The organism is Bacillus sp. JJ1532 (genome assembly GCF_036965085.1).
Taxonomy (GTDB): Bacteria; Bacillota; Bacilli; order Bacillales; family Cytobacillaceae; genus Cytobacillus.
The window spans coordinates 80,159-103,833 of record NZ_JBALOW010000044.1 but is presented as its reverse complement, the minus strand read 5'-3'; the positions used below and the strand labels follow the sequence as shown (position 1 = coordinate 103,833).

Annotated in this window: 23 protein-coding genes; all 23 read right to left on the bottom strand. The window is 38.5% G+C overall.

Annotated elements, in window-relative coordinates; genetic code table 11:
* Positions 1 to 2: 2 nt before the first annotated feature.
* The 23 genes from sucC to ftsY all read right to left on the bottom strand — a co-directional run bounded on the left by sucC (position 3) and on the right by ftsY (position 23,521).
* A complete protein-coding gene (gene sucC, locus V7122_RS15280; RefSeq protein ID WP_335346991.1) occupies positions 3 to 1,163 on the bottom strand; it encodes an ADP-forming succinate--CoA ligase subunit beta in 1,161 nt (386 codons plus the stop codon).
* 99 nt (positions 1,164 to 1,262) lie between these two features.
* Entirely contained in the window at positions 1,263 to 1,553 is a 291-nt protein-coding gene (locus V7122_RS15275) for an EscU/YscU/HrcU family type III secretion system export apparatus switch protein (RefSeq protein WP_335527442.1), read from the bottom strand.
* Complete coding sequence (locus V7122_RS15270) at positions 1,550 to 2,863, bottom strand: hypothetical protein (protein WP_335484379.1); 1,314 nt, start codon at positions 2,861 to 2,863, stop codon at positions 1,550 to 1,552. The genes V7122_RS15275 and V7122_RS15270 overlap by 4 nt, the downstream gene beginning before the upstream one ends.
* 12 nt (positions 2,864 to 2,875) lie before the next feature.
* Complete coding sequence (locus tag V7122_RS15265) at positions 2,876 to 3,655, bottom strand: ribonuclease HII (protein WP_335527440.1); 780 nt, start codon at positions 3,653 to 3,655, stop codon at positions 2,876 to 2,878.
* Positions 3,656 to 3,756: 101 nt separating this feature from the next.
* Entirely contained in the window at positions 3,757 to 4,635 is an 879-nt protein-coding gene (ylqF, locus tag V7122_RS15260) for a ribosome biogenesis GTPase YlqF (protein ID WP_335527438.1), read from the bottom strand.
* A gap of 32 nt (positions 4,636 to 4,667) precedes the next feature.
* Complete coding sequence (gene lepB / locus V7122_RS15255) at positions 4,668 to 5,219, bottom strand: signal peptidase I (protein WP_335346986.1); 552 nt, start codon at positions 5,217 to 5,219, stop codon at positions 4,668 to 4,670.
* A 199-nt stretch (positions 5,220 to 5,418) separates the two neighbouring features.
* On the bottom strand, positions 5,419 to 5,763 hold the full coding sequence (rplS, locus tag V7122_RS15250; RefSeq protein ID WP_335346994.1) for a 50S ribosomal protein L19: 345 nt from the start codon (positions 5,761 to 5,763) through the stop codon (positions 5,419 to 5,421).
* Positions 5,764 to 5,905: 142 nt separating this feature from the next.
* The gene (trmD, locus tag V7122_RS15245) at positions 5,906 to 6,646 is read right to left on the bottom strand and encodes a tRNA (guanosine(37)-N1)-methyltransferase TrmD (protein ID WP_335527436.1); all 741 of its coding nucleotides are present in this window, start codon (positions 6,644 to 6,646) and stop codon (positions 5,906 to 5,908) included.
* Positions 6,643 to 7,161, bottom strand: coding sequence for a ribosome maturation factor RimM (rimM, locus tag V7122_RS15240; RefSeq protein WP_335346984.1), 519 nt, complete (start codon positions 7,159 to 7,161; stop codon positions 6,643 to 6,645). The genes trmD and rimM overlap by 4 nt, the downstream gene beginning before the upstream one ends.
* 12 nt (positions 7,162 to 7,173) lie before the next feature.
* Positions 7,174 to 7,560: a YlqD family protein gene (locus tag V7122_RS15235; RefSeq protein ID WP_335484388.1), complete on the bottom strand. Its 387-nt coding sequence runs from the start codon at positions 7,558 to 7,560 to the stop codon at positions 7,174 to 7,176.
* A 173-nt stretch (positions 7,561 to 7,733) separates the two neighbouring features.
* Complete coding sequence (locus V7122_RS15230) at positions 7,734 to 7,964, bottom strand: KH domain-containing protein (RefSeq protein ID WP_066289126.1); 231 nt, start codon at positions 7,962 to 7,964, stop codon at positions 7,734 to 7,736.
* 11 nt (positions 7,965 to 7,975) lie between these two features.
* Positions 7,976 to 8,248, bottom strand: a complete 273-nt coding sequence (gene rpsP, locus V7122_RS15225; RefSeq protein WP_066289128.1) for a 30S ribosomal protein S16 — start codon at positions 8,246 to 8,248, stop codon at positions 7,976 to 7,978.
* Between the two features lie 108 nt (positions 8,249 to 8,356).
* Positions 8,357 to 9,709, bottom strand: a complete 1,353-nt coding sequence (ffh, locus tag V7122_RS15220) for a signal recognition particle protein (protein WP_335527433.1) — start codon at positions 9,707 to 9,709, stop codon at positions 8,357 to 8,359.
* An 11-nt stretch (positions 9,710 to 9,720) separates the two neighbouring features.
* Complete coding sequence (locus tag V7122_RS15215) at positions 9,721 to 10,053, bottom strand: putative DNA-binding protein (protein ID WP_335346980.1); 333 nt, start codon at positions 10,051 to 10,053, stop codon at positions 9,721 to 9,723.
* A gap of 137 nt (positions 10,054 to 10,190) precedes the next feature.
* Complete coding sequence (locus tag V7122_RS15210; protein ID WP_335527431.1) at positions 10,191 to 12,959, bottom strand: VWA domain-containing protein; 2,769 nt, start codon at positions 12,957 to 12,959, stop codon at positions 10,191 to 10,193.
* Complete coding sequence (locus V7122_RS15205) at positions 12,943 to 14,709, bottom strand: vWA domain-containing protein (RefSeq protein WP_335527429.1); 1,767 nt, start codon at positions 14,707 to 14,709, stop codon at positions 12,943 to 12,945. Before V7122_RS15205 ends, V7122_RS15210 begins: the two co-directional genes overlap by 17 nt.
* Positions 14,710 to 14,718: 9 nt before the next feature.
* Positions 14,719 to 15,585: a DUF58 domain-containing protein gene (locus V7122_RS15200; RefSeq protein WP_335346977.1), complete on the bottom strand. Its 867-nt coding sequence runs from the start codon at positions 15,583 to 15,585 to the stop codon at positions 14,719 to 14,721.
* Positions 15,585 to 16,589, bottom strand: a complete 1,005-nt coding sequence (locus V7122_RS15195; RefSeq protein ID WP_335346976.1) for an AAA family ATPase — start codon at positions 16,587 to 16,589, stop codon at positions 15,585 to 15,587. Before V7122_RS15195 ends, V7122_RS15200 begins: the two co-directional genes overlap by 1 nt.
* A 5-nt stretch (positions 16,590 to 16,594) precedes the next feature.
* Positions 16,595 to 18,205, bottom strand: a complete 1,611-nt coding sequence (locus V7122_RS15190; RefSeq protein WP_335527427.1) for a hypothetical protein — start codon at positions 18,203 to 18,205, stop codon at positions 16,595 to 16,597.
* Between the two features lie 11 nt (positions 18,206 to 18,216).
* On the bottom strand, positions 18,217 to 19,062 hold the full coding sequence (locus V7122_RS15185) for an ABC transporter permease (RefSeq protein WP_335484402.1): 846 nt from the start codon (positions 19,060 to 19,062) through the stop codon (positions 18,217 to 18,219).
* Entirely contained in the window at positions 19,059 to 19,994 is a 936-nt protein-coding gene (locus tag V7122_RS15180) for an ABC transporter ATP-binding protein (RefSeq protein ID WP_335346973.1), read from the bottom strand. The genes V7122_RS15185 and V7122_RS15180 overlap by 4 nt, the downstream gene beginning before the upstream one ends.
* Positions 19,991 to 22,372 carry a hypothetical protein gene (locus tag V7122_RS15175; protein WP_335527425.1) on the bottom strand — a complete coding sequence of 794 codons (2,382 nt, stop codon included), beginning with the start codon at positions 22,370 to 22,372 and terminating at the stop codon, positions 19,991 to 19,993. The genes V7122_RS15180 and V7122_RS15175 overlap by 4 nt, the downstream gene beginning before the upstream one ends.
* 159 nt (positions 22,373 to 22,531) lie before the next feature.
* Positions 22,532 to 23,521, bottom strand: a complete 990-nt coding sequence (ftsY, locus tag V7122_RS15170; RefSeq protein ID WP_335484406.1) for a signal recognition particle-docking protein FtsY — start codon at positions 23,519 to 23,521, stop codon at positions 22,532 to 22,534.
* Positions 23,522 to 23,675 lie beyond the last annotated feature (154 nt).

Genomic DNA, 23,675 nt, shown 5'->3' with positions numbered 1-23,675 from the left:
CATTACCCTACTAATGAAACGATTTTTTGTGCGCCGTCAGCCATAGAGTCAGCTGCAACAATATCAATGTCAGACTCAGCAAGAATTTTCTTACCTAAATCCACATTCGTACCTTCTAAGCGAACAACTAAAGGCACTTGTAAACCTACTTGTTTTGCAGCCTCTACTACACCTGTTGCGATTACATCACATTTCATTATTCCGCCAAAGATATTAACAAAAATACCTTTAACATTCTTATCAGAAAGGATGATTTTAAATGCTTCCGTTACCTTTTCTGCTGTAGCACCGCCGCCAACATCAAGGAAGTTAGCAGGATCTCCACCATAATGCTTAATGATATCCATCGTTGCCATTGCTAATCCAGCACCGTTTACCATACAGCCGATATTTCCATCTAATGAAATATAGCTTAGATCGTATTTAGATGCTTCGATTTCCTTTGGATCCTCTTCATCAAGATCACGATATTCTAAAATATCTTTTTGACGGTAAATCGCATTGCTGTCAAAGTTTAATTTTGCATCTAATGCCATTACCTTTCCATCACCAGTAACAACTAATGGGTTAATTTCAGCAATAGAACAATCCTTTTCAATATAAGCTGTATATAACCCCATCATGAATTTAACCGCTTGGTTAACAAGCTCTTTCGGAATATTGATGTTAAAGGCAATACGGCGAGCTTGGAAAGCTGTTAAACCGATAACCGGATCAATTTCTTCTTTGAAGATTTTTTCTGGTGTTTTTTCAGCAACTTCTTCGATTTCAGTTCCGCCTTCTTCAGAAGCCATTAATACAACGCGTGAAGTTGCACGGTCTAAAACTAAACCAATATAGTATTCTTTCTTTATGTCACAGCCTTCTTCAATAAGCAGGCGCTTAACTTCTTTACCCTCTGGACCCGTTTGATGAGTAACAAGTGTTTTCCCTAAAATTTCATTTGCATATGTACGAACTTCATCTATATTTTTTGCGACTTTTACACCGCCAGCTTTACCGCGTCCCCCTGCATGAATTTGTGCTTTAACTACACAAACCTCTGTGCCTAATTTCTTTGCGGCTTCCACTGCTTCTTCAACTGTAAAAGCAACGATCCCATTTGGAACTGATACCCCATATTGTCTGAGGACCTCTTTCCCTTGGTACTCATGTATATTCATTTCCATCCTCCTATTTGGTCAATCGTAAAATAGACTGCGATACCATTTTATATAATGACACATTCCTTGTCCACCATTATTAACAAAATATTATCTTTATTAAATTTTATTTTTTCCCGCCTCTTTATCAGCTTTATAGATAAATGCAAAAACCTCAGCAACTGCTTCATATAATTCCTCAGGAATTTGCTCGTTAATATTAAGCTTTCCTAAAAGTTCTAACAAAGATTGGTCTTCTTGGACAGGTATATCATGCTCACTCGCTTTTGCAAGTATACTTTCTGCTATTAATCCTTTTCCCTTCGCGGAAACATATGGCGCATCCACACCATTCTTATCGTAAGTCAATGCTACAGCTTCTTTACGATGCACATTATTTTGTTTTCTCATATCCGAAAATCAACCCCGTTATATTGATTTGGCAGCTTTAAGCCGGATAAGTTTTTTTTCTTTTCAATATGATTGCTCTTTTTATCTATTGGTTTTTCAAAATGAATAGTGGAAAGGTGATATTTAATGTCTTGTAATCTTTCCTTTAAATACGGGATATACCTATGAGCCAGGTTTTTTAAATCTTCACGATCATTTACTACTGAAATTGAAATGACCCTATTTTGAACATGTAAATCGACAATTGTTTCCTTTAAATTTTCAAGATTTAAATAAAATAAAACTCGGCAAAAATTAGAATCTATCTGACCATTTTCGGTTTTTCTTCCGCTCCATTGCATCGTCAAATCTGTCCTTTTATCCAAAAAGGTCAATGGTATTTGAAAGATTAATTGCTGGATGGGACCAGCCTCCTGCGAGAGTACCTGATACCCTGTTATTTTGTTTAATAGTTTCTCGGCAGCATTTTGAACGGGACCAGCTGCTTCCTCACTTAATAGATGCATTAGAATCGGTTTGAGAGTCTCCAATTTATTAATATTGAATGGCTCATTGTCTTTTATTAGCTTTATCATTTCATTTTCGTATGAAAATCCTATCGTTTTAATAGCGGTCTTTAATTCATCCTTTATGAATTGTGTATGTGACGCCTCGTTGTTTTGAAATAATGAAGACGTGGTTTTGCTTTCAGATAAACGAAGCTGATCGAGAATTAAGCTCAGCCGTTTGGAAGCATCGGATAACTCGCCTTTTTTTAATAGAGATTGAAGTTTGTCTAACAATGTGGAAATGGGTTCATCCTCTTGGATTGTGTATAAGGAATTTAACACATTTTTTGTAAAGGGCAACTGCTTAGACAAAACTGCATCAATAATCTTCAATCCGTCCAGCAATGTTTTGTCTTTTAGCCAGTCAGCCGCTATATGCATCGTTTCTTTCGTTATTGGGAGTTGTTTATTTTGAAAGAATTCCAGTAAGGCAGTATTCTCTTTTGAATTTGGGAGTGCAAGTTCTTTTAATATATTCCCATTAGCAGAAGCATTACCATTGCCGCTATTTGCCTCCAGCACTCTCAGGTGCACTTTCCCTTCACCTGACTGTACTTGAAACCAATGTCGCTCATGAACCGATAATGGAACTTCGAGCTGGGCGATTACTTTATTAGCCCCAACTAAAACCTCAGCAATCTGATTCGGAAATAACTTCATGACCTTACCGCTAACGATTTGCCCTGTCCTTAAAGTTAATGCAAGATTGTCACTTAATTGATTCTGATTTAATAGGGTTTGAACAAAATTTAGAGGCTGCAAATTTTCACCTTCTTATTTCTCTTGACCTATATAATTCTTTACTGGCGCAAAGCTTTTTCGGTGATGAGGAGTGATACCAAACATTTGAATGGCTGATAAATGTTCTTTTGTCCCGTATCCCATATTTGTAGAAAAGCCGTAAACGGGATATTCCCTTCCTAAATCAACCATTAATCGGTCACGAGTCACTTTGGCAATAATGGAGGCAGCTGCAATTGATATACTTTTGCCGTCACCCTTAATAATTGCTTCCTCTGGATACGGTGTACTTAGTTTAACAGCATCTATAAGAAGAAAATCAGGTTTAACCTTCAAACCTGAAATAGCTGAATGCATAGCTTTTTTCGAAGCTTCATAAATATTAATCCGGTCAATTTCTTCCGAATTAATCATTCCCACATGATAGTCTAATGCCGATTCTATAATATTCTCATAATATTCAATCCGTTTTTGTTCTGATAGCTTCTTAGAATCATCAAGCCCAGGCAAAAAGAAATCAGGCGGTAAAATAACGGCAGCCGCAATAACAGGACCAGCCAAAGGACCTCGACCTACCTCGTCAACCCCAGCAATATGAACAAAGCCTTCAGATCGATATTTTTTTTCATAGTATGTCATTTGAACATATTTTTCATAGGCTTTAACTTCTTTATCTTTTTTGTTATGCCATTTTTTTAATAGCTGTTGTACACCTTTTCGTTCATCCTTTTCGAGCATTTTCACAAATGTGCTATGAAGATCCTTTTCATTTGCAAGCTGTTTCTCGATCTCTCGTATGTTTAGTTTCTCCATGTTGATTCCCCTTTATTTCCATAATCTATGTATCGGCCTTTTTCAGAAAATATTAAAGCCCTCTCTGTTAAAGGAAGGGCCGTGAGTTATTTATGGAATTTTTATTCATTTTCTTCCGTTTGTTCTGCTGCCAAGGCTTTAGGCTCCTCTAAGGAAATATATCCCCACTTTTCGGTTCGAAACTCCCTTATAACGAGTTCAGTTACTTTATCATAGTCAATTTCTCCGCCAGCCATTAAGCAGCCTCGAAGTTTTCCTATTTCATTAAATAATTCTACAATATCTTCAGGAATCTCATTTAGCTTATAACGATCCTTCAGCCGATCAGGGTATTTCTGCTCGAGAAATCTTAAAGCATAAATAGCAATATCCTGTAAGTTTAATATCGTATCCTTAATTGCTCCTGTAAGAGCCAGCTTTAAACCGACTTGTTGATCTTCGAATTTAGGCCATAGAATTCCTGGTGTATCTAAGAGCTCTAATTCCTTCCCGACCTTTATCCACTGCTGGGCCTTAGTAACTCCCGGTGTGTTGCCAGTTTTTGCAATATTCTTTTTCGCCAGCCTATTAATTAAAGTTGATTTTCCAGCATTAGGGATCCCTACAATCATGGCACGAATAGCCCTCGGTTTTACCCCTTTTGCCTTCATTCGGTCAAATTTTTCTTTCAGAATATCTTGAGAGGCGGCCACGATTTCCTTCATGCCTTGTCCTGCCTGCGAATTAATGGCAAGTGCTCTCGTTCCTTCGTCCTGAAAATGTTTGATCCATTGCTTTGTCACTTCTTTGTCGGCCATATCAGCCTTGTTTAAAAGGACAATCCGCGGCTTATGCTGAATAATCTCATCAATCATCGGATTACGAGAAGAGTATGGGATTCTGGCATCTACCAATTCAAAAATAATATCGACTAGCTTTAGTTTTTCTGTAACTTGTCTGCGGGCTTTTGCCATATGTCCCGGAAACCATTGAATCGTCATAACTTATACCTCTTTCAAAATTGAATTGCAGATTATTTTACAATTCGAATGTCTTCTATTGGCCAATAAATAATACCTGTATTGCCTAATACCTTTTCCATTGGCACTGTCCCAATATGACGGCTGTCCTTGCTGTATCTACGGTTATCTCCCATAACAAACAGATGGCCTTCTGGAACCGTCTCTTGGCCAATCTTTTCTTGAAGCGTAAATGGTTCTGTTAGTGGTCCGTCAATGATTTGTTGCTTATACTCATCTAAATAAGGTTCATTATACGGTTTTCCGTTAACATAAAGAACATCATCCTTGTATTCAATGCGATCTCCCGGCAGCCCAATTACCCTCTTAATGTAGTCTTTATTTTCCGGTGCATGAAAAACAATAATATCAAAACGGTCTGGCTTTCCAACCTTATAGCTAAATTTATTTACAATCATCCGATCTTGATCATGCAAGGTTGGCATCATAGATAATCCATCTACCACTATAGGAGCGAATAAAAAGTATCGAATAATGGCCGCTAATAAAACTGCAATTACTAACGCTTTAGACCATTCCCATAATTCATTTTTCTTCTTTGTCATTATTTCCCCACCAATCTCAGTAAAAATCTATAGGCTGTCCTATCAACTGAGGGCACTTTTGTACCCGCATTTTTATTGTACAAAAATCCTTATCAACATTCACACTTTGGACCCTATGTCATTATTATTTAACAATTATGTAATATTATAAGCTAAGAAAAAGGAGCTTGTAGTTACAAGCTCCTTCCTTTTTCTTAGATTATCGGATTTCTTTAATACGAGCTTTTTTACCACGTAGGTTACGTAGGTAGTAAAGTTTCGCACGGCGTACTTTACCGCGGCGAAGAACTTCAAGCTTCGCAATCTTTGGTGTGTGAACAGGGAATGTACGCTCTACGCCTACACCGTAAGAGATCTTACGAACTGTGAAAGTTTCGCTAATTCCACCACCACGACGCTTAATCACGACTCCTTCGTAAACCTGAATACGCTCACGAGTTCCCTCAACAATACTTACGTGTACACGTACAGTATCACCAGGACGGAACGCAGGAACATCCGAACGAAGTTGTTCTTTTGTGATTTCTTCGATTAATTTATGCATCGTTTTCAACTCCTTCCAACAGACGCTCATGCACATCTTTTCTTCTACATTGCAGCGGAACATCTTTATAGGACAAAAAACTGAAATAGTCCAGCCTAAGTCACAAAGAGTATTCTATCATAAATAAGCTCCAACTTCAATGTTATTTCTGTTCATTTTTTATTTCTTCCAGCCATTTTTTTTGCACATCAGTTAAATGAATATGTTCTAATAAATCTGGCCTGCGAGTGAATGTTCTTCTTAATGATTCCTTCGTTCTCCATTCATCAATTAAGCGATGATTGCCTGAAATTAGAATATCTGGCACTTTCATTCCTCTGAAGTCAGCAGGCCGGGTATAATGCGGATGCTCAAGAAGGCCTGTACTAAAAGAATCCTTGCGGTGGGATTCCTCATTTCCAAGGACACCAGGAAGGAGACGAACTACACTGTCAATAACTACCATAGCTCCGAGTTCCCCACCAGTTAGGACAAAATCACCGATGGATATTTCATCCGTCACCACATGCTCACGAATCCTCTCATCATAACCTTCGTAATGGCCGCAAACAAAAATAAGATGATCCAACCCTGCGAGCTCCTCTGCTTTATTCTGAGTGTATCTTTCCCCTTGCGGACAGAGAAGGATGACTCTTGGATTGGATTTGCCTTTCTCACGTAAATCTGCAACAGCATCAAAAATCGGCTGTGGCTTTAACACCATTCCTGCACCGCCGCCATAAGGATAGTCATCTACGGTTTGATGCTTATTATCAGCATACTCCCTAAAGTTAACGACATTATATTCAACAGCATTATTTTCTGCTGCTTTTTTTAAAATAGAATGGCCAAAGACTCCATTAAACATTTCGGGAAAAAGTGTTAGAACATCGATTTTCATCATGATAGCAGTCCTTCAATTGGATCAATTATGACCATCTTTGCATTCACATTAACCTCTTTTACAACCGATTCAATATATGGAATTAGAATTTCCTTGCCGCCTTTGCCTTTTATTACCCATACATCATTTGCTCCTGGCGAGAGAACTTCACTGATTTTCCCAATTTCTTCGCCATCTATCGTGGTTACGATGCAGCCGATAATTTCATGGTAATAAAATTCATCCTCATCTAAAGCACCAAGCTGGCTCTCTGGAACCTTTAAAATTCCGCCTTTCATGTTTTCAACTTGATTAATATTGTTGTAGCCATCAAAGGTAACTAAATCGAAGTTTTTATGTGTTCGATGCGATTTAACGGTTAATTCAAGAGGGCTCTTAGATTGAGGCATAAATAAAAATAATCGATTCCCAGACTTATATCTTTCATCTGCAAAATCAGTCTTTGAAATGATTCTCACTTCTCCTCTAATGCCATGGGTGTTCACTATTTTTCCAACATTAAACCATTTTTCCAATTGCCTTCACCTCTAACGTATGTCCTGAACGATTCCGTCTTTAATAATGATTGTTTTTCCGCTTTGAATATCTTCCCAGCGATCTCCAATTTCAATATCAATAATGGCATTGACTTCTTTTTCTTTAAGTTCGCTTCCTAGTGGTAGTATATGTAATTGTTCAATTTGAAAATCTAGAAGCTTAATCTTTTCCTTGCGCGTTTGAATTTCTTTCTCAAATTGCTTCTTTAAATTGGCAGCATTGAATTTTTTAGACTTTTCTTGTTTTTTCATCTCGAATCGAAGCTGATCGCATTCTTTTTGGAGCTGCAGCTTGTTAGAGTGATATTTATTTAATAGTTCACTTTTACTATTTTCGGTAAGAACTTGTTTAACCACGACAGATTGAATGATTTTCATCTTTAATGCCTCCTAAGGCTTTAATCGTGCATTAGTTCTGAATAAGTGACTGAAGAATCATGTAATTGGCAAAAAGGAGGGGACCTAAAGGGACCCCTCCTTTTTGCTAATTAAGCATGGCATAAAATCTGCCAATACTTTCGTATGTTTCAGTTATAGCGCTTAGAGAAGCATTATTCACTGATTTCTAGAAAAACCTTTTTCTGCTGTGATGATCCTGCTGCATAAACAACAGTTCGTATTGCTTTCGCAACGCGCCCTTGCTTCCCAATTACTTTCCCCATGTCATTCTTGTTGACAGAAAGCTGATAGGTTACGCGGTTGTCTTCTTCAAGTACATTCACATGCACTTCGTCCGGAAAATCAACAAGGGGCTTAACAATCGTTTCGATAAGCTCTTTCATCTTATTAGAAATTACTTGCCGTTTTTAGCGTTATGGAATTTCTCCATAATGCCTTGCTTAGAGAATAAGTTACGAACAGTGTCAGATGGTTTTGCACCAGTTTGAAGCCATTTAAGAGCAAGCTCTTCATTAATATCAACGATAGCTGGCTCAGCTACTGGATTGTAAGTTCCTACTGTTTCAATGAAACGTCCATCACGTGGTGAACGAGAATCAGCTACAACGATACGATAGAAAGGAGATTTCTTTGCTCCCATACGTTTTAAACGAATTTTTACTGCCATAATTTAAAGCACCTCCGAATAGTTTCACACAAGATAGTATATTATCAGATATTCAATAAGTTTGTAAAGGGTTTATTCTTTACAGTACAAAAAAACTTTCTAAATGGATTAAAAAGGATTAAATGGAAGTTTAAATCCACCCTTTTTCTTCCCTTTTTGCTGCATTCCTGACATTTGCTTCATCATTTTCTTCATATCTTCAAATTGCTTCAGCAAACGGTTTACTTCAGGTACAGTTGTGCCGCTTCCCTTTGCAATTCGCTTCCGACGGCTTGCATTAATCGTTTCTGGATGAATTTTCTCATCCTTTGTCATCGATCTAATAATGGCTTCAACCTGTGAAATTTGCTTTTCATCAACTTGAAGCTTGTCTAAGCCTTTCATTTTGCTGGCTCCGGGAAGCATTTTCAGCAATTCATCCAATGGCCCCATACTGCGAACCTGGCTTAACTGCTCTAAAAAGTCATCAAACGTTAAGGAAGCTGTGCGCATTTTTTGCTGCATTTCTTTCGCTTTTTCTTCATCAACGTTCGCCTGGGCTTTTTCAATAAGAGTAAGAACATCACCCATGCCTAAAATTCTTGATGCCATTCTTTCAGGATGGAATGGCTCAAGCGCATCCAATTTCTCACCTAAACCAACAAATTTAATAGGAGTATTCGTGACGGAGCGAATAGATAGAGCAGCTCCTCCACGAGTATCACCATCAAGCTTTGTCAGTACGACACCAGTTAATCCAAGCAGCTCATTAAAGCTTTGCGCTACATTAACAGCGTCTTGACCTGTCATTGCATCAACGACTAGGAAGATCTCATCTGGTTTAGACAACTCTTTAATTTGCTTAAGCTCATCCATCAACGCTTCATCAACATGTAATCGTCCCGCCGTGTCAATCAAGACATAATCATGATGATCTTCCTTTGCCTTTGCAATGGCTTGCTTAGCTATTTCGACAGGGCTCACCTTGTCTCCTAATGAAAAAACAGGCATACTTAGCTGTTTCCCAAGAGTTTCGAGCTGCTTAATAGCAGCTGGACGATAAATATCAGCTGCAACCAGCAATGGGTTTCGGTTGTACTTCTTACGAAGCAAGTTCGCAAGCTTACCGGTTGTAGTGGTTTTACCTGCCCCTTGTAAACCAACCATCATAATGACAGTCGGCGGACGGTTAGAGACAGCAATTTTGCTTTGCTCGCCACCCATTAACTGAGTCAATTCTTCTTTAACGACTTTAACAACCTGCTGCCCTGGTGTTAAGCTCTTTAACACTTCTTGCCCGACAGCCCGTTCACTTACTTTTTTGACAAATTCTTTGACGACCTTAAAGTTAACGTCTGCTTCTAATAATGCAAGACGAACATCTCGCATCATTTCTTTTACATCCGCTTCATTTACTTTCCCTTTGCCGCGGATCTTCTGGATTGTATTCTGCAGTCGGTCGGCTAATCCTTCAAATGCCATGTTGCCGCCTCCTAATCTAATTTCTCAAGCTCAGCAATCATTGAATCCATTACCTTTTGAAACTCGGGATTTTCTTTAAGAATATCCTTCATGCTTGCAATCAGCTTACTTCGCTCTTGAAATTTTTGAAATAATAACAGCTTTTCTTCATACTCTTCAAGCATTGCTTCGGTGCGTTTAATATTGTCGTAAACTGCTTGACGACTGACATCATACTCCTCTGCAATCTCTCCAAGCGAAAAATCATCCAGGTAATAAAGGGACATATAGCTTCGTTGCTTAGGAGTCAACAACGATTGATAAAAATCATAAAGATAATTCATTCTCGTTGTCTTTTCTAACATCCCTACTCCCCCTTGTTAAGTGAAAAGCCTTTACAAACATAGTTTACCTAGGACATTTGAATATGTCAAGAAATTATCTTTACATTCCGAATTAGTCAAAAGTAAACTTGTAAATATTGTCTTAATAGCCATAATCTTTAATTCTTCCGTTTTTTTGCTTCAAGCAGCCTCTTCATTCTTTCAGCACGTTCTTCTGCTGAAGCTTGAACCTCTTTTTGTACTTTCTTCGGCCTAATTTGTTTCATTTTATCATTTGTTTGCGGGTTCTTCACCGATTTTTCTTCAATATTAACAGTGGGCTCCTCCTTAATAGGAAATGCCTGTTTTATTTTTTCTTTACTATCCAAACTGCTTCCCCGTTTTTCCAATTTCGTTTTTCTATTGTGACTGAATATAGTAATTAACCCAAATCGTCTGATTGCGATATCGATAAAAAATAGCAAAAAGGCAGCTAGAATTAACCATTGACTTATTGGCTGCTTCTCATATTTTTTGGACAATAGGGGCCTAAAGGTTTCCTTTTCGGTCACTAAAGCTTTTCCCCCGGTCTTTTTAGCTAATTCCGTAAGAAGGGCTTCATTCGGACCATTGATTAAATACTCATCTGAATATGGAACAGTGAATCCAGTTTGATAAGTATGAATTGATCCGTCTTGATTTGTTTGCTTTACACTTAGAAAAAACATACCTGACGAATTTGGCATAGAAAGCTCGTATTTTCCTGGAGCCACAAGCTTTGTATTCGTATTAAGGACTTCCCCGCTCTCTGAAACGAGAGAAGCTTCAATTGGCAAAGTCTGGTTTGTTGCTGATTCTAATGTTAGAATCGGATTGCCATCTTCCTTAGAAAATTGAATTCGATATGGCTCGCTTTCATACTGAGGAAGAGTCTTTGTCACAAGCTGATTAATAAATAGCGGCCAGTTTTCCCAGCGAGCCCAGTCACCTGACCATTTTCCTGAAAAATCAGATGTAAAGGCAATCGTATACCCCATACCATATTGCCATTCCGCAACGATCGGATCTTCCTTTTCACTTAAAATAGGCACCTGTGCTCGGCCCTTTGATGTTGTGGCAATGTATGCGTTCATATTCGGAACCCCATCCTGAAATAATTTTGACCAGTCAGGAAAGGGCTGGATACTAGAAAAAAAAGGATTGTCCTCAATATATGTTCTAGTTGCCATGACAGTTTCACGTGAGAGAATGCTTGGGATCACCGAAGAATCTGTCACATCATAGAAACGGCCAGATCCCATATTGGCTAAATCCTCTAGGAGACCTCGATCAGCATCGCTTCCTAACGCTACTGTTGACAGGGTAATATTTTTTTCCTTTCCCCTTTCAATTAATCCCTCATAATCACCCCCGGGCGCTTGACCATCCGTCAGCAGGATAATATGCTTTCGCTGCAGCTTCAGATCCTCTAGCTCCTGAAAAGCGAGCTCCAAAGAAGAATAAATTTCAGTTCCGCCGCCTGGTGTAACAGATCGAATTTGATCGGCCGCTTTTTTCTTATCTTTTAAGGGCTTTGTTTCAACAATTACCCAAGGACGGTCATCAAAAGCAATAAAGCCAAGGGTATCCTCTTCCCGCAATAATTCTACAGATCTTGCCGCTGCTTCTTTTGCGAGTTCAAGCTTTGATCCTGCCATACTTCCAGACCGATCCATTACAATCATCAGACCGAGAGAAGGCATCTCTTGTTTCCCTTTAAGATCCATATCTACAGGCAAAAGCTTTTCGATAGGTGTTTTAAAGTACCCTCCTAGACCAAAGCTTTCCTCCCCTCCTGCCATCACAAAGCCAGTACCAAATTCCTTTACTGCTTTCTCAATCATATTCATCTGGCTCTCTGTAATGACGGTTGCTGGTACGTTATTGAAAATAATAGCTTGGTACTGAAGATAGCTTGATAGTGAAGTCGGAAGTTTTTCCGGCGAAATAGTTTCAGCCTCTACTCCAGAATTACTTAAAATAGCTTCTAAACTGCCGCCATCTTTTCCTTGAACAATTAATATTTTAGGTGTCCCTTTAACGTTTGTAACAGAATGCATCATATTATTTTCTATAAAAGTATCGTTTTCGGCAGCAATCTCACCCTTATATACTGTAAGTCCCGATGTATCCGCTTTGTGAGTAAAAGTATAGACATTCTTTCCTTCCTTCACATGAACGATCTCTTTGAGAATTTCTTGATAATTTACTGAGAGCCGAATGACGGCATTTTTATCAGCGTTGCTATCAATGATAAAGGAAACTAGTGCCTCCTCACCTTTATACAGTGAAGGAGGAACATTTATCTCAGATAATGACATATCTTCCCCGACATGATTTTTTAACAGAACATAATCAAGTTCAATATTGCGATTTTTAAGAAGATTAGCCGCCTCCTCACTGTTCCCTATCGTCTCATTTCCATCCGATAGCAGCACGATTCTGCCGCTGGAATTAGGAGGAATTAATGATGCTGCAAACTGCATTCCAGCTTCTATATTTGTTTCACCATCATCGATCTCGCTATTAAATTGCTGAACCGGATTCTTTCTGATTCCAGTATTTTGTTCCAGTGAAACATTTTCACCAAAAGTGACTACAGCGAAAGAATCATCCTGTTGCTTATCCATGACACTCTTTTCAATCCATTCAAGAAGCTGGTGGTCAGATTGGCTGACACTTGCAGAACGGTCAGCTAGAAAAACAACCGTTTCGCCCTTTGCTGGAAGTAATATTTGCGGGACCGTTAAGGCAAAAATTAATAGAGCAAATATAGTCAGTCTAATACTTGCTATCCAATAGGATTCCTTGGAATGAATTTGATTTTTATGCTTAAGGTATAGATAGACTGCCAATACTGCAGGAATTAGCAGCAAAAATAGAATGGGATAATTAAACTCTATGCCCACGCCTGAATACCTCCCATTCTAAAGCAATAAAACATAAAGCTATCAAGGCAAGCCAAAACCAAAGTTTATCATTCGGGTTTTCCCTTTTCCCATTCTCTTGAGCTTGCTGCTCATTGAAATGAAAAGCTAGCTCCGTCATTGGATGTTTCTCCCGATCGTCAAGCAGGACTGAAAAATAGAATATTTTATTTCCTGAAACAGCCTGATAGGTGCCTGGCTCAATAGGTGCTTTAAAGCTTTCCTTCGTTAAATCCAAAGAAAATAAATTATTATCTTCGTTATTGAAAATTTCGATGCTGTGATTTCCTTGACTAATGTTCAACCATTTTTCCTCACCTGGTCCAAAGTAACCTAGAAAGTCTGTCTGCTTCGAAAGCCACTCGTATGCGTTATATAGAAAAATTGGAAAGCTTGGCTGAAGTGGCCAATCAGAATCCGATAATGAAAAGTTTACGATGATGATGGGGTAGCCATTTACTTGTCCCCTTTGGATTAATGGCAGATTGCCGCTTCTTAAAATCGTTTCCCAATCACCCTGTAATTCCTTCGATGCTGCATCAATATATATTTTTCCATAATCAACATATTGAAGCAGCCGATCATCTTTCGCTGCCAACGGTTCAGACAGCTTTATTTTGTCATTGTTTGTATTGAAAAAAATTATTGGCTGTTCGAGTTGTTTTGGCAACTCGGTGCCTTCCGACAAGAGGATTCCTTGGACATGGTCAGCATTACCTGTACTTGTTTGCAGTAGCTCCGCCCCGATTGTTTGAAAACCTTTTATTGCAAATGGGTTTACCTCTCCTACTGTATATACCTTTGGATTACTTTCTGTATAAATTGAGGTTGAGAAATTATCGGCTTCATATCCATCTTGAGTTAAGATCATTGCTTCGTAATATGGCTTCTCAGGCAGGGAAGGAATCTGCACGACATATTGCTGCTCCCCTTCGATAGTAAACTTTTGTTCGAAAAGCTCATCTCCTTCACTTTTCACTATAAAATCAATTTCCGTCTTTTCATTTGATTGATTTTCAATTAAAGCAACACCAGTAATATGTCCATCAACAGGTGCAACCCCAAATGAAACAAGTGAAGCATTGTTGACATCCTCCCCGATATTATGAACCTCAACATATTGATCCTTCATAGCCTCTTCAACATTTGACTTCGTAACTCCGTCTGAAAAAATATGGATGGACGTATCCTTTTCAGTAGAAAGCGAGGCTGCTAGGTTCATTGCTTTATCCATCTGCTCATGCTCATAGGTCAATTGCAAGCTATTGACTAGCTTTTTTATGACAGTAGCATTCCTTTCATGGCTTAAAAGAATTTCCGGCTTTTTCCCCGCTTTTATCAAGGTGACCTCCTGCCCTTCAAGCTTTTCTACTAAATTAAGCATTTTCTGCTTTGCTATATCAAAGCGGCTGCTTTTTTCAAATTTAGCTGACATAGAGGCTGAAGAATCAATAATCATGATGACATGATCCCCCTTTATAACGTTCTCAAACCAAAACGGTCGGACAAGTGAAAACATTAACAGTAGAAGGGCTAACAGCTGGAGCCAAAATAATAAGTTTTGTTGAAGCTTCTTAAGCCAAGGAGATGCTTGCCACTCATTTAAAACTTGTTCCCAAAGAAAGTTAGAGGAAACAGATTTCTCCACATATTGCTTCCGGAAAAAATAAAATAATATGACGGCAGCTATAAAAACACTTAATAGAAAAAACCACGGATTTAAAAATTGCATAGCTTCACCTCAGTTGATTAACCCTTTCCCGGAAAAATCATGAAATAATATGGATTGTATATCCCGGTTATCACTTGCGAGTACATACTGTCCGCCAAATTTCCGGCATAAACCTTCTAAATTTCGATTATGCTCTTGGATTCGTTTTTCGTATTCTACTATGATGGACGGACTCATGCTGACATTCACAATTGAATCTGTTTCAACATCAATTAATTTCATATCCCCTGAAAATCGAGGAGAAATTTCTTCACTGCTAAGTACTTGTATAAACCAGACTTCTTGCTTATAGGCTGCTAATTTTTTCAGCAAATTTTCTATTTCGTTTAAAGGCTCTAGACCGTCCGTAATAATAATTGAAAGCTGCTGCGTTTTTACAATTGATTTATTCAAGTTCTTAATAAACTCTCCGGTCCTTTCGGCTTCATCCAGCTGGAGAATTTCTAAAAACGTTCGCCTGCTATAGACAGCCCCCTTCCTCTTAACAGGATGGATGCCTCTTGATGAAACAGGAGTAAAAAACAGTCTGTCTTCACTATTTAACACAATAAAACTTAGTGCTGCTCCTAAATACTTAGCTAGTTCCCATTTTTTACTTATTTTTCTCATTGAGGAGGTTGCATCAAGATAAATAGCAATAGACAGTTCCTGTTCGTCTAGATACCTTTTAATATAATGCTTTTGTGTTCTTCCGTAGACATTCCAATCAATTTGACGAACATCGTCACCAGGCTGATATGCCCTAAAATCCGAGAATTCTAAAGAAGACCCAAACTTGCTAGATTGTCTTGAGCCTTTATGGAAGCCTCGCTTTTTCGTCTTAACCATTAATCTCTTTTTCTGTAATTTACTAATGAGCGCATGCTGATTGTTCATTATCCTCTTGCTCCCTGTCCAAGATTATCTAGTATATGTTCGATAATCTCATCAGCCGTCATGCCATTTGCCTCCCCTTCGAAGTTTAAAATGAGGCGATGTCTTAATACTGGCTTAGCCACATGCTTAATATCACCAATAGAAACATGATATCTTCCTAAGGAAATGGCTCTTGCTTTAGCTAGGCTAATTAAGCTTTGAAGACCACGTGGCCCGCTTCCATACTGAACGAATTGCTTTACTAATTCTGGTGCTTCCTCGGAATCGGAGTGTGTAGCTGAAATTATATTTACAGCATAATCAATAATGTCTTCTGAAACTAATACCTCTTTAGTCAGCTGCTGAAGTACTATGACATCCTGTACTTTAGCCATTTTTTCAAATTGGACAGTTTCCGTTCCTGTCGTTCGTAAAACAATTTCTTTAAGCTCCTCTTTAGACGGATAATGAACTTGCACTTTACAAGTAAAACGATCAGTTTGAGCCTCCGGCAAAGGGTAAGTCCCTTCCATATCAATTGGATTTTGCGTTGCCAATACGAAAAACGGGTTTTCCATACGTTTTGTTTCACCCATAATGGTAACGGTTTTTTCCCCCATCGCTTCCAGCAGGGCACTTTGTGTTTTTGGGGTGGCTCTGTTAATTTCATCAGCCAAAACTATATTTGCAAATAATGGTCCTTTATGAAAAACAAAATTTTGTCTTCCTGCTTCATCTGGCTGAAGAAGCATCGTTCCTGTAATATCGGATGGCATAATATCTGGTGTAAATTGAATACGGGAAAATTGCAGATCCATGCATTCAGATATCGTTTTGATCAGCATTGTTTTTCCTAATCCAGGAAGCCCTTCTAATAGCACATGACCACCAGCTAATATGCTCCATAGTACTTGATCTATTACCTCATTTTGGCCGACAATAAATGATTGGATTTCATCTTTGACCTTTGAGATTGTTTCGGCAGCAAAGGTAAATTGCTGCTCCTTTTCTGTTGTTGAAGTCATTTTTGTCACTCCTTGTTCGGATCTATATTTGTAAAGTAATTTTTAACGATTTCCTCTAAATCGGCTGGTAGTTTGTACCGGTCCGTACTTTGCCGGTATGCATGTTCATATGTTTTAAATACCTCGTCATAAGGTTTGATAGACCCTTTTAGGACTGGTCCAGAACCTTCTGTTTGCTCGACCGGGCTCCCTTCTCCAAGACCGCCTTTATCTGTTTCGATATTTGTCTGACCGTCTAAATGATCAGGGATTGTAAGCAACTCACGAGAGCCTTGCCCTTTGCCAGCTCCCAAACCGCCAGAACCGCTGCCACTTCCCGAACCAGAACCGCCGGAGCCAGAACTGCTGCCATTTCCTGAACCAGAACCGCCAGAGCCAGAACCGCTGCCATTTCCTGAACCGCTTCCTGCTCCATTACCCTGTCCACTCCCTGAACTGTTTCCGCCAGACGGTCCTTGAGGGTTTTGGCCAGGCTGCTGTCCATTGCTACTTTGTCCACTTGGCTGACTTCCTGAAGGATTAGCTCCAGTACTAGGTTGACCTGAAGGGGCGAAGGCAAGCTTACCGGGAGGAATCCCATTTGAAGCCATTTGATTTTGCATCGCTAATCCTGTTTTTTGTAAAGCCTGCTGTGCAGCGGCTAGCTGGGCTAGAAATTCCTCAGAATTAAGTGCACTTTCAATCTGTTCCATTAATTTAGCAAGTTCCTCTTCAGTGAGCTGGCGATCATTTTCGGCTAATTGATTAAAGGCCATCTTCTGTTCTTCTGTAAGGCCACTCCATTTTTCATTTAACTTAGCCAATTCCTTTTCAATGGCTTTTAAGTTTTTTTCATTTAGGAGCTTTTCTAAATCCGACAATCCATTATTTTTTAATTCATTCTTCCAGTTTTCAAGTGCCATTTGTTTTTCTTTTTCTTTCAGAGCCTTTAATTCTAATTCCTTTTTCTGTTTAGCTAGCTCTTTTAATGCTTCCTCTGCAGATTTCTTTTCTGCCATTTTATCCGCTGCTTCCTGTAGAGCTTTTTTCACTTCTGGATCTTTTTCCTTTTTGATTTCTTCCTTTAGTTTTTTTTCAGCCTCTGCTACAAGCTTGATTTCCTTCTCCTTCTGCTTTGCCAGATTAATGTTTTCATTCGGAGAAACAAAAAGAAATATAGCTGCTGCTGTGAATGCGAGACTTAAAAACAGCCATTTAGGATAAAAAAAATGTTTTTTTCTCTTATAAACCATTTCACTTGTGTTCTTCATGTGCTTAACAGCATCAGATAACTGAAGGGCAGCAATGACTCCTTCCGTTTTTAAGAAGCTGTATGCTGTCAAAACCCGATCATCTTGTACAAAATGGTTATAAATGATGGCGGCTTCGTATTTTTTTGGACGTTTTCTCCAAATACGAATGATAAAAATGATAAAAAGTGTAAGCATAATAGAAAGGAAATAATAGTTAACAAAAGGAATAACAATAAATCTTGCCAGCACTAGCAGAAAAAGGGACAGAGCTCCTGCAAATACAAGCAGAAGCTGAACCTCCTTTATGATTAACTGAACGAGCAGCTGTTTCTGTATGGGCCTCAACAGTTTTTCAAATTGCTTGCGATCCTCCATTGGTTTCATTCCTTATCTGTTCATCCCTTTTTCATATTAGGACGCAGTTTTTTAATACTAATGAAAACAGCACCGATAATGATGACTGTATACGATAGTAAATAAGAGATCCATAAAGGGAATTTAATCCCTGTTGTATTCGTAATTTCCCTTGAAATTTCAGGCTCAAAAGTACTTAGCAGAATGATGGGCGGATTTAGCATCGCCGCAAAATAAGCTAATGGGCTTGTTGACGGTGTTCCAGTGTATCCATAGCGATTAGCGAATTGCATAAATACAAGCGCCAAAAATGCAGTTCCGCCTGCTAAAAATAATGTAACACCATAAGCGGTCACCATCGAAACAATCGTTTTCCTAATAAGTGTTGATAATAGTACACCTACACTGCCAAAAGCAATCATCGTGAAAATATAAAAGGAAATCGTAATGAACACCTGTCCAGGGGAAATTCCTCCGAACAGAAAAACGAAGCTGTAAAGCGGAAGTCCCGCAATAATTAATAAAAGTAAATAAGAAATGGACGATATGAGTTTACTAAGGATAATGCTGGCCGAGCTTTGTGTCGTTGTCAGCATTATATTCAATGTCTGTCTCTCACGCTCACTGCTAATAACACCTGCTGTTAGTCCAGGTGTAATAAACAGGACTAAAGCGAGCTGAAGAAAAGAGAGCATGATGAATATCGTCCTGCTTTGGTCTGGCTTGAAAAACCCATGTGAGTTCGATAATGACTCAATAAACACAAATCCGACAATGATTAATCCAAGTGCCAGCAAATAGAAGAGAATGCCAAGAAAGCTTTTAAAAGATCGGAAACGAAGCTTAAATTCCTTATTCAGAACAGGGTTGATAACAAAATTTTTCATGACAGTTCTACTCCCTTAGTAATTTCCATAAATACATCTTCTAGGTTCGTCTCAATTTCCGAAAAGCTTGTTATTGCTATGTTGTTTATGATAGCCTTTTTCAGTAATTCCGTTTGCTCAAGGGCTGAGCCTTTGTATATAAATTGCAGGGAGTTTTCCTCCTCTCCTTTATTTAATTTTGTCACATTTGGATCATCTTCAAAAAAGGCTGCCGCTTTATCGAGATCCTGATATGTCTTAACAATAATCAGTTTCTCTCCTTTTAACTTCGCTTGAATGTCCGAAACTGATCCTTCAGCAACAAGCTGACCTTGATCAATAATTCCAATCGTATCGCACATTTCAGCAAGCTCTGGCAGAATATGTGAAGAAATTAATATTGTTTTTCCCATACTCTTTAATTCCTTTAATATTTCTCGCATTTCTACACGTGCTCTTGGATCCAGTCCAGAGGCAGGTTCATCTAGGATCAACACTTCAGGGTCATGGATTAAGCTTCTGGCCAAACATAAACGCTGCTTCATCCCTCTGGACAGTACGTCAACATAGGAGTCCTGCTTATGAGATAAATTGACAAGATCCAGCAATTGAGGAATAAGCTTTTCTCTTTCTTGCAAAGGAATCCCATAGCTTGCACCATAGAAATGTAAATATTCTATTGTCTTGAGCTGATCATAAACACCAAAGAAATCTGGCATATACCCTAGCTGTCTTCTAACCATCTTCGGTTCTTTTTGAACGTTATACCCGTTTATATAAGCTGTCCCTGAACTCGGGGCAAGCAAAGTAGCTAAAATCGAAAAGGTTGTTGACTTTCCAGCGCCATTCTGCCCGACAAATCCGAAAACAGAGCCTTTATCAATTTGCAGATTAAGTGAATTAAGCGCTGTAAAATTTCCGTATCGTTTTGTTAGGTCGATAATTTCAATCACGGTGTCACATCCCCTTTAATAGTGATCGCCGGTAATTGAACATGTGGATCACCTTTTGCATTTTTTATGAGCAATAACTTTATTTCGCCTTCCTTTGAAATAAATTGCTGAAGATTGTTTTCATCAGTAAGAGTGAGGCTTCGTTTATCCGCTTCAATTGGTAGCCATTCTCCAGTGTCAAAATTGAATACGGAATACTGAATCAGTTGACTATTCGTTTTTATAGCCATTTCATTTAACTTTATGCCTCTATCTACTAATTGTTTTGGCAGCTGAACAATATACTCATACTCTCCATCATCCATAGCCATTTCCCGATTAGATCCATTGATCATTCTTTCAAAAATATGTCCTTTAAGTACATTAACATGGGAACTTAGCATCTCGTTTTTAATCGTGACTGCTCCCGAGAACTCATGTTCAGCATGAAACGATTGTACAATAAGATTTGTATTATCCTGTTTTTCTTTTTTGCCCACCATATTAACATCTAGAATAGCATCTTTCGTAAATCCGCCAATAATCGGTTCATTTTCAGTTCCATTTATTAAAATAAAGTTCGAGGCAACATATTGTAATCTTTCTCTTCTCATTTTATTGATATCTGTATTTTGATAGGAATAGTTAGGGCCTCCAGCACCAGCAGGCTTTGTTAGAAGCGCCTGTTTCATTTGTTTATCAACCTGTAATGACTTACCCTTCTTCAATGCACCTAAGCCAATCTTTTCATTTCCTGACCAAATAAAAATTTCCTCGAAATCATAGTCAAAACCGTTGTGAATCGTCCCTGTCAACTGACTATTTTTAAGTTTCAGATCTGTAGTAAAGCTGCCCTCTGTTTTCTTGCTTGCTTTTCCATACAGAGTTTTAGATGACCAGTAGCCTACTTCCGGGAAGACGATATCAGTAGTTTTGCGTTTTTCCTCAAACACCGCAATCCTCGCAGCATCATAGCCATTCATATTCTGTGTACTTGTAACAGCTTTAAAATCTTTTGGAATTGAAAGGGTATATTCCCCGCTTTTATTCGATAATAGTGTTGCTGCTTGTAATCCTGTTAATTGTTTATCCGATACTCTGTAAACGCCCATTTGATTGAGTTGCGGCTTCGCTATCCGGTCTTTTGCGCCTATTCCAAACACAATAGCAGCCATAAATAAAGCTATTGAAGGAATAATCCACCATGAATGCTCCCTTTTATCCATTTTCCGCAAAACAAAATATAATAGGGGCACAATGACGATGATATATCCACCTAATAAAGCAATAAGCTGAACGATTGAAAAATGGCTGGCAGGGAAAAACTCATTTGCCTCTACAAATTCCCAATATAGTGAGCCATAAAAATCTGGGCCATATCTGCCTGAAAACATATTCGTTTTTTCAGCTTCATTCAAGAACTTTGCAAACCAAGTACTGTAACCCTTCCATGAGGATAAAGGTTCATCACCAAGAGAAAAACCTGTCTGTAAAATAGTGCCATCTCCAACTTTAGTTTTGGCAGTTATTGGAATTGAATCACTCTGATCAATAATGTCGGCTGTTTTTTCTACTGATCCAGTAAAAACATTCAACTCTTTAAAGTTTGGATTTTTTTCATGATCGACAAGCTTTAGGAAATTAGTAGAAATCTTCACTTCATTGTCCATTTTCATCGGAAGCAAGGAATATATATCACCATAAGATTGACTTCCATTAGGAGAAGCGCCTGCAATTAGAATACCTCCCCCTTCAATCCATTCCTTAATGGCCGTTTGCTGCTCTATGTCCAATTGTGTCAGAGGATATTCATCAATGAGCAAGAAATCAAGCATCTCAAGTCCTAATGACTGCATAGGCATTTGTTCCTTCTTGAGCTCAATCATCTGTGTTTGTGTAAAAGGAAGAATTCTTAATTCCTTTAACCTGTCATAGTTCTCACTTAACACACCGATTACATTTTCATTCATATCTATATATTTTGGTTTTATCTTTTCGTCCCCATTAAATTTAATCGTTTTTCCCTTTTGCCATTCTCCTTTGTACAGTTGAATGGCAGGAAGATTTTGATAGGAAGAGTGATCATCCGTTAAACCCGGCAGGGAGGCTTCATATGTTTTCGTGCTATTTGCAGGCAAATCTACATGAATGGAAAGAACGCCTCCTGTGTTCCATGAAGGATTAAAATTAATCAGTAAGTCTCCAATAAATTCCTCACCTTTGTTTTCAAGTTTAATAGATAGCGGAAAGCCTTTTCCCATTTTTACCTTCCCGTTTAAGCCTTCATCTATAGTAATCGTTATATTTTCAGCATCTGCTTGAACAGTTGGCAGAAAAGAGCCAATCGTCAAGAAAAAGCTTACTATAAATCCAATGGCTAATTTAATTCCTTTGTGCATCTAAATCTCCCCCAGCAATTAATGTCCATATTAATAGACGAAAAATAACGGTGAAAGTTTTCATTCTTTATTAAAATAGCTAAATATAATGATTGCAGCGCAGAAATATAAAAAAAAACAGCCGATACAATGTTCGGCTGTTTTTACGTTTATTTTCAATTAATCAGCTTCTTGTTCCACTAACTCCGCAAAAAGCCCATACACATATTGCTCTGCATTAAATTCCTGGAGGTCATCCATTTTTTCTCCGAGACCAACAAATTTAACAGGGATATCGAGTTCATTTCTAATAGCAAGTACGATTCCGCCTTTTGCTGTTCCATCAAGCTTAGTAAGAACAATTCCGCTAACATTTGTTGCTTCCTTAAAGGTTTTTGCTTGAATCATTGCATTTTGGCCAGTAGTAGCATCAAGGACTAGAAGAACCTCATGCGGTGCACCAGGAACCTCGCGTTCAATCACCCGCTTAACCTTTTCAAGCTCTTTCATCAGGTTGACTTTATTTTGAAGCCTACCTGCTGTATCACAAATTAATATATCCGCATTTCGGGATTTTGCTGCTTGAATCGCATCAAACATAACAGCGGCGGGATCTGAACCTTCAGCCTGCTTAATGACTTCAACACCGACTCTTTCTCCCCAAACCTCAAGCTGTTCAATCGCTCCCGCTCTGAAGGTATCTCCTGCTGCTAATATCACCTTATTACCTTCAGTTTTGAATTTATGTGCTAGCTTACCAATAGTTGTTGTTTTCCCAACTCCATTAACCCCAACAAAAAGGATAACGGTTAGCGAATCGGATTGGATATTAAGCTCGGATGAAGACTTTCCGCCGGCCTCATATATTTCAACTAGTTTCTCAGAAATCACACTTTGAACTTCTTTTGGATCTTGAATGTTTTTCCTTTTCACTTCTGATTTTAACTCTTCCACAAGCTTCATTACGGTATCAAAGCCAACATCCGCTTGAATGAGGATTTCCTCTAACTCCTCAAAGAAATCCTCATCAATTTTTCGATATCGAGAAACAAGATCGTTTACTTTATTTGAAAAATTGTCTCTCGTTTTTGCCAATCCATCTTTAAACTTTTCTGTAACACTATCTGTTTGTTTTGTTATTTTCTCTTTTAACTTTTTGAAAAAGCTCATTAAGGTTCACTTCCTTTAATATGGAATCATATGTACTTGGAGCCGACCGAAAAGGCCAGCTTCCAACATTATCGCAGATTAACGGGCTGTAAGACCCCCACTACAAAAAATTGAGTAAAACAAAAATTTCCTAGTAGGGGATCAACAGCCCGTA